This is a genomic window from Bacillus sp. 0209A (assembly GCF_036765095.1).
GTDB lineage: Bacteria > Bacillota > Bacilli > Bacillales > Bacillaceae > Bacillus > Bacillus subtilis_G.
Window position 1 is genome coordinate 455,150 of sequence record NZ_JBAIZV010000003.1, and the last position, 12,949, is coordinate 468,098.

A 12,949-nucleotide genomic window follows, 5' to 3' on the forward strand; every position below is an offset into this window, starting at 1 on the left:
GCAAGGAATCATTGCCAATAAACGCTTCTCACCAGTTTTTCCAGTTATTTTAAAGATCGGTTCAATGTAACGATTTCTTGAGCAAGAGAAGCAGCTCTTAAAAAATCTTTTTGCCTTTCGGCTTCGGCTCTTTCCGTCTCTTTTTCTTTTATCATTGACCAATTTCTGTGATTCAACACTTTTTTTACATAATCTGATAACTCGGCTTCACTGAGTTCTTGATTAATCTGAAGCATTAAAATATCAGACAAGAGCTGGCTTATATGATCATCCGTCACCCTGGCCATCAGATGCTGAGGCGTAAGCTCGGCCCCCTCCTCATAAAAAGCGTAAAGATAGGCGGCTAATGCGCGGTGCTCATCAATATTAAATTGAAAGCCTACCCGGTCAATCACTTTTTTAATGACGCTCCGATCTCGAAGCATGTGGGCGAGTAACAGCCTTTCTGCATTTTCATACGCCGGACGCAGACGTTTTTGCCTTGCCTTTGTCGTCAGATGCGCACGCCGTGTTTTCGTTTCACCGCCATTGTCAACAGGTTTACTTTGCTTGCTGAAAACAGTCAGCTGCTCGGTTAAAGACTCCTGTGAAAGCGAAAACTCTGAAGCAAGCTGTTTTACATAGACTTCCTGCTCAAGCGATCCTTTAAGCGTGCTGATTTCTTTCAGTACAGCTTTAATGTAAGTCAGGCGATCACCTTCATCGGACAGGTTCTTTCCTTTTCGGAAATATTGCATTTTGAACGCCATCACGGTGACACTGGCATCGATAATGTCGTTTTTAAATTTTTCCCCGCCGAACTTTTTGATGTAATCGTCAGGGTCCAATCCGTCAGGAATCATTGCAACTCTGACTTTGCAGCCTTTACTTTGGAGAAGCTCAGAAGCTTTTAAGGTGGCTTCATATCCGGCTTTATCAGAGTCGTAGCAAAGAATGATTTCTTCGACATTTCTTCTCAGGATCTTGACATGATCATCTGTCAGAGACGTTCCCATCGTGGCTATACTCTCTTTTACACCCGAGTTTACGGCCGATATGACATCGGCAAATCCCTCAAATAAGACCGCTCTTTCCTGCTTTCTGATATGAAGGCGGGCCTTATAAAAATTGTAAAGCAGTTTACTTTTATGAAAGAGCGGTGTTTCAGGACTGTTCATATACTTAGGCTGCTGGCTGCCAAGAGCCCTACCTGAGAAAGCAACAACAGCCCCGTGATGATCATGGATCGGAAACATGACGCGGTTTCTGAAACGGTCAAAATATCCGCTCCCGTCTTCACGTCTGATCAGAAGACCCGCTCTTTCCATTTCCGCCTCACTATAGCCCCTCTTTACGAGAAACTTCGTGATGAAGTCCCAGGAATCAAGAGCATAGCCGATCTGAAATTCATCAATCAGCTCTTTCGTAAAGCCCCTTGAAAGCAGATAATCCAGTGCCTCTTGACCTTCTTTTGTATTTATTAACAAATGATGGTAAAATTTCTTCAAGAGTTCATGAACCTCTGCCATTTTTTGTTCTCCAGAAGATTCTGGCCGGGCTCCCGAATGAACTGTTATATCATCTGGAAAATCAATTTGGTATTTGTCAGCAAGGTGAGAAACCGCCTCAGCAAAAGAATAACCTTCCATCTGCCTTAAAAAAGAGAAAACATTGCCGCCCGCTCCGCAGCCAAAGCAATGAAAAATCTGTTTGTCGGGCGATACGGAAAACGAAGGTGTGCTTTCTCCATGAAAAGGACAGAGTCCAAAGTAGTTTCGGCCTTGCTTCTTTAATTGAACATAATCACCTATGACTTCAACGATATCTGCCGACTTTTGCACCTGATCCACAATTTCATCTGGTATCCGATTTCCCATCTTATAACACTCCGTCGTACATTATTCGATGCTTTAGTGCAAAATCCCTTCATCGTTCGACAGGATTTTTTGCAGCAGTGTAATAAATCGTTCTCGATCTTCTTTATTTAATTTTTTAGGCCCTTTGGCGTATATGCCTTTTTTTCTTTGTTTACCGGAAAAATGACGGCTCTCAAGAGCAAAATCAATCGTATCTTCTTTGTAAAGACGCCCTCTTTCCGACATAACTGAGACATTTCTGTTCAGTAGCAGGGATGCTAATCCGATGTCCTGCGTCACAACAATATCTCCCGTTTTCACGTGATTTGCGATATATAAATCAGCAGCTTCTTTATGAGGATCAACATATTTCCATATTTCTTCCTTGCTTCTGGAAAGCTGATAATGTTCAAATGAAGCGACAAAAAGAACTTGAACGTCATAATCGGATGCTGTTTGTAAAATTTCATCTTTTACCGGACAAGCGTCAGCATCGACAAAAATCGTCTTTTCTTGTTCATTAAGAAGAGTAATTCTCCATCCCTCCATTAAACTCCTGCATAAAAGCAAGCAAAATCGCACATCCTTTAGATCATTGCGGATGTATATGAATTTGTCGAAAAATTTCCGGGAGAAATTCTTGACATCTTACCCATAATAGTTTATTCGTATCACACGAACCTTAAACCTAAAATTAATCATTTTATCACAATTTTTTATTATAATACAAACTTCCCAAAGATGCTATTGTTTTTCATTATTCCCTTTTGGCATAGCCAAAAACCCAGGATAGAGCGTCCTGAGTTACATGTTTTTTGTTTTGAGATGATGAATAATATTCGCTGTTTCTTCAACCGCTTTATTTGAAACATCCACAACCTGGCATCCGATCCGGTCCACAATCTTTTCGAAATATTCCAGTTCCTCTTTGATTCTGTTGATATTTGCATAGATCGCTTTGTCATTAAGTCCGAGTGATTTTAACCGTTCTTTTCTGATATGATTCAGTTTATCCGGGCTGATCTTTAAACCGATGCATTTTTTCGGATCGACGTTAAAGAGTTCTTCCGGCGGGTCAACCTCAGGAACAATCGGAACATTGGCAACCTTCAGGCGCTTGTGGGCGAGATATTGAGACAGCGGTGTTTTAGACGTTCTCGATACGCCGATCAAAATGATATCTGCTTTTAAAATCCCTCTTGGATCCCGTCCATCATCGTATTTAACTGCAAACTCGATGGCCTCCACTTTTTTGAAATAGTCTTCATCAAGCTGGCGCACCCGCCCTGGTTCGTATTTCGCTGTTAAACCGTAGGCCGTTTCCATTTTATCAATTAACGGGCCGATAATATCATAATATAAAACATTTGCTTTTTCCGCTTCTGCAATCAAATATTCTCTTATTTCCGGCACCACGAGTGTAAAACAAATAATGCCGCCGTCTGCCGTGGCGAGTGAAATCACTTCATTGATCGTGCCTATATCTTCAACATAAGGAATTCTTCTGACATGTGTATCGTCCGCTGACCCGTTAAATTGGCTGAGTGCTGCTTTTACTACCAATTCAGCCGTTTCACCGACAGAATCTGATACGACATAGATGATGCGGTTATTCATATTATCCCCCCGTTAGTTTGCGATGTTATAGGATTTCATTTTCTGATAAACTGACAAGTATTTTTGTCATATTCGTTTTTGTCACTCTGCCGATCACTTCAAAGCCTTTATCGGTATCTTTGATAACAGGCAGTGCATCAATTTGTTTTTCTATCAAGTGCTTTGCAATGTCCATCACATAATCCTCGCGTCTGCAAACCGTAATGTTCGGCATCCTTGTCATGATGATATGAACAGGGACAGATGTAAGCTCCTGCTGGCCAATGCTCGCTCTCAGCAAGTCTTTTCGTGAAAGCACACCGACTAAAACAGCATCGCGGTCCACCACAAACAGAGTACCTACATCTTCTAAAAACATGGTGCAAATCGCATCGTACACAGAAACGTTTTCGTGAATCACAACGGGGATAGATTGAAAGTCTTTCACCTGAAGCTTTTTGAGTTTATCTGCCAAAAGCTGGGTGCCGGTTTTCCCTGTGTAGAAATAACCGACTCTCGGGCGCGCCTCGAGGAATCCTGACATGGTGAGTATGGCTAAATCCGGACGCAATGTTGCCCTGGTTAGGTTCAGCTTTTCTGCAATATGCTCCCCTGTAATCGGCCCGTTTTCTTTTACAATCTGCAAAATATGTTCTTGCCGTTTATTTAGTTCGATCGTACTCACCACCTTTTCACTTCATATCTATGTAAAGAAATAATAATCCATATTATATCGTAAATATCTTGTAATCAAACAAAAAAACTTATAAATGGGGAAAAGACGATTACCGATCACACAGCAACCGCCTTTTCTATCTTTATTTTACAATAAGGGCATTCATATTCGCAAAGGACTTGATCTCATCCGCCAAGCTTATCATTTGCGCTAAACGGTTTGCCTTTAATGTCTCGTTATGTGCTATAACCATTGTATGGTCGAAGTAAGCATCGATTGGTTCTTTTAAGGCTGCAAGTGAAGCAAGCGCCGCCTCGTAATCTTTTTTGCTGAAGTTTTCCTGCAGGTTTTGCTTCGCTGTTTGGTAGGCATCAAACAGGTTTGCTTCGTATTCATTTTCAAACAGATCAGGCTGAATGTCTCCGCGGACTCCTTTTTTGCTGATAGAGATGACTCGGCCTAATGCTTCCGCTGTTTCCTTAAAGCCTGGTGCACCAAGCTTTTGTTCCAGCACTTGTGCTTTATGCAGCGCTGAGTACGGCTCAAGCTTAGAGCTTTCCAGCACGGCGTCGATGACATCGTGTCTGATTTGTTCAGCATTCAAGACATATTTCAGACGCTGAGTGAAGAAATCCAGCAGTTCATTTTCTTTTTCCGTTTGTACGAAAGTAAGCAGCTCTTCAAACGAAATTCCCCAGTTGCGGTCAAGAAGAATCGCAACAATACCGCTCGCTTGGCGGCGCAGGCCGTAAGGATCCTGTGAACCAGTCGGAATTACGCCGATAGAGAAGAATGAAGCGATTGTATCCAGCTTATCCGCCATTGCTACAACAGCTCCGGTGAAAGTAGAAGGCGTTTCTCCGCCTGCTGATCTAGGCATATAGTGTTCGTTTACTGCCGCAGCCACAGCTTCATCTTCTCCAAGCATTTTCGCATACTTTTCACCCATAATTCCTTGAAGCTCAGGGAATTCGTATATCATATGTGTGACAAGATCGAATTTAGAAATTTCAGCAGCCCGCTTCACATGTTTTAATGTATCTTCATCAGCCTGAAGACGGACGGCAAGCTTCTCTGCGATTGCAGTGACTCTTCTGACCTTATCAGCAAGAGAACCAAGCTCTTCATGGAAAACAATGTTCTCAAGCTTCTTCACATTTGCATCAATGTTTAATTTCTGATCTTCCTTGTAGAAGAATGAAGCATCAGATAAACGCGCGCGCAGCACTTTTTCATTGCCACGGGCTACATTTTCGATCGCGTGGCTGTTTCCATTTCGGACTGTGATAAAGTGAGGCAGCAAATCACCGTTTTTGTCTTTGACAGGGAAGTAGCGCTGATGCTCTTTCATTGTCGTGACAAGCACTTCCTCAGGAATTGTCAGAAACTCAGATTCAAATGAACCGTAAAGAGCTGTCGGGTATTCTACTAAATGATTCACTTCATCAAGAAGGTCTTCGTCTACTGGAATGTTCCAATTGTTTTCTGCGGCCATCGCTTCCAGCTGAGATTGAATCATATGTTTCCGGATGTTAGGGTCAGCGATGACATGCTGTTCTTTCAGCTGCTCTTCATAGGAAGAAGGTGATTCAATTGACACTTCATGTCCGAGGAAACGGTGTCCCTGTGTTGTCCGGCCAGACTCAACGTTTGTGATCGAAAATGGAATGACATCCTGTCCAAATAAAGCGGCAATCCATTTGATTGGCCGGATATAACGCAAATCTTCATTTCCCCAACGCATGTTTTTCGGGAAGTGCAAGCTCGTAACCAAACCGCTCAGTTCCGGCAGAAGCGACTTCGTTTCTTGTCCGGCTTGGAATTTTTGCACAAATACATACTCTGTGCCTTTTACTTCTTTGATGTACAGATCTTTCACGTCTGCGCCTTGGCCTTTTGAAAAGCCGATTGCCGCTTTTGTCCAGTTCCCGTCTGCATCAAGAGCAATTTTTTTCGCTGGCCCTTTTGCTTCTTCTTTTATATCATCCTGCTTTTCTGCTACATCCTTTACGAATACAGCTAGACGTCTAGGTGTATTGAAGAGCTTCACTTCACCGTGAGTGATATTTTTTTCTTTTAGCCAGCCTGTCAGCTTCTCTCCGAGCTGAACCATGCTGTCATTTAAAAAGCGCGCCGGCATTTCCTCTAATCCAATCTCTAAAAATAAATCCTGTTTACTCATGAGAAGCACCCTCCCCTTTAAGCATTGGGAACCCTAGTTTTTCTCGTTCCTCATAATAGGTTTTTGCTACTTTTCTCGCTAAATTCCGCACTCTTGCGATATAGCCTGTCCGCTCGGTAACTGAGATCGCACCTTTGGCGTCAAGCAGGTTGAAGGTGTGCGAGCATTTTAGCACATAGTCATATGCTGGATGAACAAGCCCGTTATCCATTTGTTTGATCGCTTCTTTTTCATACGTGCTGAACAATTGGAACAGCATATCGACGTCTGACGTTTCAAACGTATAAACGGAATGCTCGTATTCCGCCATCATGAATAAATCTTTTACTGTGAACCCTGACGTCCATTCCAAGTCGAACACATTCTCTTTATCCTGGATATAAGACGCGAGACGCTCAATTCCGTACGTAATCTCTACAGAAACTGGTTTACACTCTAGTCCTCCGACCTGCTGGAAATACGTAAATTGTGTAATTTCCATTCCGTCAAGCCATACTTCCCAGCCAAGACCCGCGCAGCCTAAAGACGGGTTCTCCCAGTTGTCTTCAACAAAGCGAATATCATGCTCAAGCGGATCAATTCCAAGAGCGCGCAAGGAATCTAAATACAGCTCTTGAATGTTATCAGGAGACGGTTTAATAATGACCTGAAACTGATGATGCTGATACAGTCTGTTCGGGTTCTCCCCGTAGCGGCCGTCGGCAGGCCGTCTGGAAGGCTCTACATAAGCCACTTTCCACGGCTCAGGGCCGATACTGCGCAAAAATGTATACGGGCTCATCGTGCCGGCCCCTTTTTCTACATCGTAAGCCTGCATAAGCACACAGCCCTGACTGGACCAATGCTGCTGCAAGGTTAGAATCATGTCTTGAATATTCATTTCAAGCACCTCCACTTTACTTTTCCTTTATCAGATGACTGCGGCGGCAACCAAAAAACTCCCGTCTCTATGCTTGCCAGCCGCAAACATAGGGACGAGAGTTCTCCCGCGGTTCCACCCTAGTTGCTGAGATCAAAATCCCAGCCTCTTTTTTTGAAATTGCTCAAGAATGCCTTTCGTTGCGTGCTCATCCCTTAGCTTACACCGCCCTAAGGTCGCTTTTATGAGGTAAACGCAAGTACTTCTTTCTCTCACTGCAACATATTTTATAATAAATGATCATATAAAAAGATGGACCAGATGTCAACTTTTGTTTTCACCCATAAGATGTTTCATGCTCTCCATTTGATCTAAAAAGCGCTTTGATTTTAAATATAACCCTGAGTATTCTTCATAATATAAATCAATCACTTGCTTCAATTCAGCTTTTGTTTCCTGTTTTAAGGAGACATTGCCCAGCCTTGATAGATCGAAGTAATAAAACAGTCTCAACAGCCTTGCCGTTTGCGGTTTAATCGGAACCCTGTAAGGATCTTTTTCAAAACAGCGGTGGCAAATAAAACCGTTATCACGGATAGAAAAATGAAAGCTCCCATCCTGGCTTTTACAATGCACACAGTGATTGAGCTCGGGATACAGCCCCATGACACCGAGCATTTTCATTTGAACGATAAAGATGATAACATCCGGGTCTGTTCCTTCGTTCAGCTGTTTAAGCGATTCTAAAATAAATTCAAACAAATAAGGGTTTGGCTTTTTTTCTTCAGTGCCTCTGTCGACTAACTCGGTAATATATGCAGCATATGCTGTTAAAAACAAATCTTCCCTGATGCCTCTCATGCTGAGGATCATTTCACCCTGCTGAAGTGTTCCGAGGCCGGTTGTTTTTTGCATTAAGAATGAACCATACAAAAAGGGCTGGCTGACTGCTGATAAACGGCTGTTCGTTTTTTTGGCGCCTCTTGCCATAACACCTACTTTTCCGTGTTCTCTTGTCAGTAAAGTAACGATTTTATTCGTCTCTCCGTAATCATTTGTGCGAAGAACGATTCCTTCACATTTTGTCAGCATTTCCGCACCTTCCTAAAGCAGGAGCGGCCAAGAGGTTTATAAAATTGGATAATCAAATCGGGCTAGCTCATCTTCTAGTTCTTCGGGTCTTTCTATGTTCTCTTTTTCCAGTTCTTTAAAAAGAAGATACGTATCAACATTTCCTGTTTGAGAAAATACGTTCCAGGTAAAATTCAACACAAGAAACCCACCTTTCTGTAGTTAAACTAGCTTACCTAAACTCCAAATTCTTACCTTTATCTTGACCTGATGTCCTCCATTTCATGTTAAACAAAATTTGTTAATGTATCCCTGATCCTGTGAGATAATGACACAGCTAGAGATTAATATTCATCCTCTTTAAAGCCAAAATCGCGCAGCTGGGACATTTTATTACGCCAGTCTTTCTGCACTTTGACCCATAATTCAAGGTAGACACGGGAGCCTAACAATGCTTCAATATCCGCTCTCGCTCTTTTTCCGACCTCTTTCAGCAGGCTTCCTTTTTTCCCGATCACAATGCCTTTCTGGGAATCCCGTTCGACCACAATCGTCGCCGCTACGTGTACAGAACCATTGTCCTGCCCTTTGATTGATTCGATGGCCACCGCAATGCTGTGCGGGATCTCTTCTCTTGTCAAATGCAGCACTTTTTCCCTGATGAGTTCGGAAATGATAAAGCGCTCCGGGTGGTCGGTTACCTGGTCACTCGGATAGAATTGCGGTCCTTCCGGCAAATACGCTTCAATCTGAGTGAGCAATGTTTCGATATTATTTCCTTCTAGAGCAGAAATCGGAACAACTTCCTTAAAAGGATAACGTCCGCGGTATTCGTCAATTAACAGTAGCAACTGATCGGGATGAATTTTGTCAATTTTGTTTACGATTAAAAATACAGGCGTGGACATATTCTGCAATTTCTCAATGATGAATTCGTCGCCCTTCCCGTAGCCTTCCTCGGCGTTGATCATAAACAAGACCAAATCGACTTCTTTTAATGTATTTTGCGCCACTTTCATCATAAAGTCCCCAAGCTTATGCTTAGGCTTATGAATCCCTGGTGTGTCAATAAAGATGGTTTGTGATGTACCTGTCGTCAGAACTCCTTGCACCTTGTTTCTCGTCGTTTGGGGCTTATCGCTCATGATAGCGATTTTTTGTCCAATGACTCTGTTCAAAAATGTAGACTTTCCAACGTTTGGTCTTCCAATAATAGATACAAATCCTGATTTAAAGCTTTCGTTCGTCATGTAAATCCTCCGATGAAAATGCGCCTGGCAATAATTCTTCCACAGTCATTTCTTTTATTTGTCCTTGTAAATTAGTCATCACGACAATAACGTCCTTTGTGCAAAGCTCAGAAATCACCTGGCGGCATGCTCCGCACGGAGATACCGGACCAGGGGTGTCAGCCGCAACGGCCAGCATCTGAAACTCTGTATCCCCTTCAGAAACAGCTTTAAATAAAGCGGTACGCTCAGCGCAATTGCACATGCTGTATGCCGCGTTCTCGATGTTGCAGCCTCTGTACACTTTTCCATCTTTGGTAAGAAGAGCGGCTCCGACTTGAAACTTGGAATACGGCACATACGCCATATCACGTGCTTTTAATGCTTCTGTTATCAATTCCTGTCTGTTCATGTGTACATGTTCCTCTCTTACCTATAAAATGGTACCGCTATCACTTTATATTTTACATAATCGCGCGCATTTTTTCACGCCCATTTCTAAAAATGTAAAATAAATGTAAGAATTTTCAATCTTACAGCTTTGGCAAAAAAATAAGTAAACCAATGATACACGAAATGACGGCAAAAACGCAAACAGCCCCTGCGGCAGCGTCCTTAGCCGCTTTAGCAAGTGGATGATGTTTGTCTGTTATTAAATCAACCGTATGTTCAATGGCTGTATTTAAAAGCTCTAGCGAAAGCATTCCGCCGATCAAAAGGAAAATAATCGCCCACTCAATCAGACTGAGCCCCACGAGGAAGCCGCAAATGAGAACAGCACACACGGCTGCAGCATGAAACTGGAAATTACGTTCCGTCCGCGCTGTTTCCCGGATGCCTCGGCCTGCATGCACGAAGCTTTTGAAGAATCGCTGCAGCTCATTTCTATGATCTCTTGAGTCCATAGGCGTCCAGCAAATCCTTTTGCTTAGTAAACATCTCCTCTTCTTCCTCTTTCGTCATATGGTCATATCCTAAAAGATGCAGAAATCCATGCACGGCAAGAAATCCGAGCTCTCGCTTAAAAGAATGGTTATATTCTTCGGCCTGCTCCCTTGTGCGGTCCGCACTGATGATAATATCACCTAAAACCGGGGGCATTTCCGCGCCCAAAATTTCGACCTCGCCCTCGCCCTCCTCTTCAAGAGCGAATGAGATGACATCTGTCGGGGCATCCTTTCCGCGGTACTCTTTATTAATCTGCTGTATGTCTTCATTGGTAACGATCGTGACAGAAACTTCAGCCTGATCCTGAACGCCTTCACGCTCAGCGGCAAATTGAAGCAGATGCTCTACTTCTTTGAGCATCTCTTCTGAGACACTCCCCGTTTCATCAACAATATCAATCAGTAAACTCATTTATTTCACCTTCTTAGTAGCCTCCGGATATTCGATCCGGGAGTGGAAAATTCCTTTTAATGTTGCACAGAGTGTTTTGGCGATTGTATCCAGCTCTTTAAATGTCAAATCGCATTCGCTGAACTGTCCGTCCTGCAGCTTATCGGATATGATACCCCGGACAAGCTTTTCAATTCGTTCTGGATTTGGATTATGCATGGATCTGACGGCCGCTTCAACACTATCAGCAACAGATATAATCGCAGCTTCCTTTGACTGCGGCTTCGGTCCCGGATAACGGAACTCTTCTTCTGTAATCTGGTCGCCTTTTTCCTTCGCTTTATAATAAAAGAACTTTAACAGCGAGGTTCCATGATGCTGCTCAGCAATGTCGACAAGCTCTTGCGGAAATTTATAGCTTCTCAGCATGTTCGCACCGTCAGTGGTATGCGAGATGATAATATTTTTACTCAGCTGAGGAGACAGCTTGTCATGCGGATTGTCAATATTCATTTGATTTTCAATAAAATATTGCGGGCGCTTTGTTTTTCCGAGATCGTGATAATACGCGCCAACTCTAGCAAGCAAACCATTAGCCCCCACCGCCTCACAGGCTGCCTCTGACAAATTGGCGACCATTACACTGTGATGATATGTACCTGGTGTTTCTGTTAATATTTTGCGCAGCAGCGGATGGTTAGGATTAGACAGCTCGAGCAGCCTCATAGTGGATAAAATGCCAAATCCTGTCTCAAAAAACGGCATCAGGCCGATGATTAATACAGACGAAGCAAACCCCGAGACAACCCCCATCAGCATTAACGTGCCGATTTCAAGACCCGACAGCGCAGTGTTTTGAATCAATAATAAGGAAAGAACGACAATCATATTAATAAACGCCACGAAAAGCCCGGTCTGCAAAATCTTTGATCTGGCATTGTGTTTTCCTAAAAATAAAACACCTGAAATCCCGCTGATCAAATAATAAATTCCTATGACATAATTGAAAGTTCCCGTCACACCCTGATTAAACATCATACTCCCGCAAATCGCAAGAATGATACTTCCCAAAATGGCAATGCGTTCATTCATCAGCAGCTTGATTAAGATCGCGCCGGCCGCAATAGGAACAAGATAGCCGATATTATTATATTCCATCTTCTGAAATAAACTGACAACCTCCATGATAACAAGCAAAAGCGTTGTGATAATGGAAAACAGCAGGATAGATTGTTTTTTAAACTTCAGGTTTTGTTTTTGTTTTTCAAAGTAGTATACAAGCGTTGCGATGAAAAGTCCGATCATAATTAATAGGCCGCTGATCGGTTTAAAGAGATTTGAGTTATTTAATAACCCGGTCAGCTCGAGTTTTCTGTACACTTCCCGGTCAATGAGGTCATTTTCTTCCACAAGCACCTGGCCCTGTTTGATCTGAACCTGCTGGACATTGTCTGACGCTTCCTGCCTTTTTGCCTCTGTCGCTTTCGGATTGAAGACGTAATTCGGAATAATAGCAAAACGCCCGATTTCTGTCGCAGCTGCCAAGTATTTAGACGGGATCGAATTGCTCTTTAGCTCTTTTTCTACACGATCCTTTGCATCAGATAGTTTATCCGACGAAATTTCACTGCTCATGACTGTATTCACTGCCGTAATGACTGTATCTCTGACAAAAGAAAAGTCTTCACTGTCCGCTTTCAGCAATGTTTTGATGGTATCCTCTGATATGGAATCATTCACATCTGACGTTAGTTTGTTCTTAACAGACTTCACCATTGATTTTTCCGATGGTGATTTGCTGTCTTCTTCTCCTGATTTTTTCACTTCGCTGATACTGTCGAATATAGATGACACAAGGTCAATCCGATTATCTGTGTATTCTTTTTTCAATGTATATTGATCTTCGACCGCGTCCTCAGCGGCTTGTTTTTTTTCTTCTGTGGCTTTTTGATCTTCGACGGTTGCCGGAGCATAAATGGTCTTGTCGCTGACTGAAAACAGGTCTAAATCAAGTGTTTCCGGCTTAACATGTACAAAGAGCAAAGCAAACATAATGGCAGCCAGCAGAAGATACAGCAGTACATGCATGGAGCGGGCATTTTTAAAGCGGCTCCATTTTTTTGAGCTGCTTTTGGTCTTCCCCTTCTTTTTCAACACAAGAAC

At 42.8% G+C, this 12,949-nt stretch carries 13 protein-coding genes and 1 other annotated feature; all 13 genes read right to left on the reverse strand.

Features of this window, described 5'->3' with window-relative positions:
• Positions 1-44: 44 nt before the first annotated feature.
• On the reverse strand, positions 45-1,856 hold the full coding sequence (gene dnaG / locus V6D44_RS13095; RefSeq protein WP_253268420.1) for a DNA primase: 1,812 nt from the start codon (positions 1,854-1,856) through the stop codon (positions 45-47).
• 33 nt (positions 1,857-1,889) lie between these two features.
• Positions 1,890-2,384, reverse strand: coding sequence for a YaiI/YqxD family protein (locus V6D44_RS13100; RefSeq protein ID WP_087990748.1), 495 nt, complete (start codon positions 2,382-2,384; stop codon positions 1,890-1,892).
• Between the two features lie 255 nt (positions 2,385-2,639).
• Complete coding sequence (locus V6D44_RS13105) at positions 2,640-3,452, reverse strand: pyruvate, water dikinase regulatory protein (RefSeq protein WP_087990749.1); 813 nt, start codon at positions 3,450-3,452, stop codon at positions 2,640-2,642.
• A gap of 25 nt (positions 3,453-3,477) precedes the next feature.
• Positions 3,478-4,116, reverse strand: a complete 639-nt coding sequence (ccpN, locus tag V6D44_RS13110) for a transcriptional regulator CcpN (RefSeq protein WP_003237058.1) — start codon at positions 4,114-4,116, stop codon at positions 3,478-3,480.
• A 133-nt stretch (positions 4,117-4,249) separates the two neighbouring features.
• Positions 4,250-6,289, reverse strand: a complete 2,040-nt coding sequence (gene glyS, locus V6D44_RS13115; RefSeq protein ID WP_333516575.1) for a glycine--tRNA ligase subunit beta — start codon at positions 6,287-6,289, stop codon at positions 4,250-4,252.
• On the reverse strand, positions 6,282-7,169 hold the full coding sequence (gene glyQ, locus V6D44_RS13120) for a glycine--tRNA ligase subunit alpha (RefSeq protein ID WP_087990751.1): 888 nt from the start codon (positions 7,167-7,169) through the stop codon (positions 6,282-6,284). Before glyQ ends, glyS begins: the two co-directional genes overlap by 8 nt.
• Before the next feature lie 87 nt (positions 7,170-7,256).
• Positions 7,257-7,433, reverse strand: a binding site (T-box leader).
• 39 nt (positions 7,434-7,472) lie between these two features.
• Positions 7,473-8,240, reverse strand: a complete 768-nt coding sequence (recO, locus tag V6D44_RS13125; RefSeq protein ID WP_087990752.1) for a DNA repair protein RecO — start codon at positions 8,238-8,240, stop codon at positions 7,473-7,475.
• Positions 8,241-8,276: 36 nt separating this feature from the next.
• Positions 8,277-8,420 carry a YqzL family protein gene (locus V6D44_RS13130; protein ID WP_087990753.1) on the reverse strand — a complete coding sequence of 48 codons (144 nt, stop codon included), beginning with the start codon at positions 8,418-8,420 and terminating at the stop codon, positions 8,277-8,279.
• 143 nt (positions 8,421-8,563) lie between these two features.
• Complete coding sequence (gene era / locus V6D44_RS13135; RefSeq protein WP_087990754.1) at positions 8,564-9,469, reverse strand: GTPase Era; 906 nt, start codon at positions 9,467-9,469, stop codon at positions 8,564-8,566.
• Positions 9,450-9,860 (reverse strand): cytidine deaminase, encoded by a 411-nt coding sequence (locus V6D44_RS13140; RefSeq protein ID WP_010330699.1) that lies wholly within the window; start codon positions 9,858-9,860, stop codon positions 9,450-9,452. Before V6D44_RS13140 ends, era begins: the two co-directional genes overlap by 20 nt.
• A gap of 121 nt (positions 9,861-9,981) precedes the next feature.
• On the reverse strand, positions 9,982-10,353 hold the full coding sequence (locus V6D44_RS13145; RefSeq protein WP_087990755.1) for a diacylglycerol kinase family protein: 372 nt from the start codon (positions 10,351-10,353) through the stop codon (positions 9,982-9,984).
• On the reverse strand, positions 10,334-10,807 hold the full coding sequence (gene ybeY, locus V6D44_RS13150; protein ID WP_087990756.1) for an rRNA maturation RNase YbeY: 474 nt from the start codon (positions 10,805-10,807) through the stop codon (positions 10,334-10,336). The genes V6D44_RS13145 and ybeY overlap by 20 nt, the downstream gene beginning before the upstream one ends.
• Positions 10,808-12,943 (reverse strand): cyclic-di-AMP phosphodiesterase PgpH, encoded by a 2,136-nt coding sequence (gene pgpH, locus V6D44_RS13155; protein WP_087990757.1) that lies wholly within the window; start codon positions 12,941-12,943, stop codon positions 10,808-10,810.
• Positions 12,944-12,949: the final 6 nt, after the last annotated feature.

What these genes read in the sequence shown, in the direction of transcription:
- dnaG (WP_253268420.1), bottom strand. Translation starts at nt 1,856, where the DNA reads ATGGGAAATCGGATACCAGATGAAATTGTGGATCAGGTGCAAAAGTCG.
- recO (WP_087990752.1), bottom strand. Translation starts at nt 8,240, where the DNA reads ATGCTGACAAAATGTGAAGGAATCGTTCTTCGCACAAATGATTACGGA.
- glyS (WP_333516575.1), bottom strand. Translation starts at nt 6,289, where the DNA reads ATGAGTAAACAGGATTTATTTTTAGAGATTGGATTAGAGGAAATGCCG.
- ybeY (WP_087990756.1), bottom strand. Translation starts at nt 10,807, where the DNA reads ATGAGTTTACTGATTGATATTGTTGATGAAACGGGGAGTGTCTCAGAA.
- V6D44_RS13145 (WP_087990755.1), bottom strand. Translation starts at nt 10,353, where the DNA reads ATGGACTCAAGAGATCATAGAAATGAGCTGCAGCGATTCTTCAAAAGC.
- glyQ (WP_087990751.1), bottom strand. Translation starts at nt 7,169, where the DNA reads ATGAATATTCAAGACATGATTCTAACCTTGCAGCAGCATTGGTCCAGT.
- era (WP_087990754.1), bottom strand. Translation starts at nt 9,469, where the DNA reads ATGACGAACGAAAGCTTTAAATCAGGATTTGTATCTATTATTGGAAGA.
- V6D44_RS13140 (WP_010330699.1), bottom strand. Translation starts at nt 9,860, where the DNA reads ATGAACAGACAGGAATTGATAACAGAAGCATTAAAAGCACGTGATATG.
- V6D44_RS13100 (WP_087990748.1), bottom strand. Translation starts at nt 2,384, where the DNA reads ATGGAGGGATGGAGAATTACTCTTCTTAATGAACAAGAAAAGACGATT.
- V6D44_RS13105 (WP_087990749.1), bottom strand. Translation starts at nt 3,452, where the DNA reads ATGAATAACCGCATCATCTATGTCGTATCAGATTCTGTCGGTGAAACG.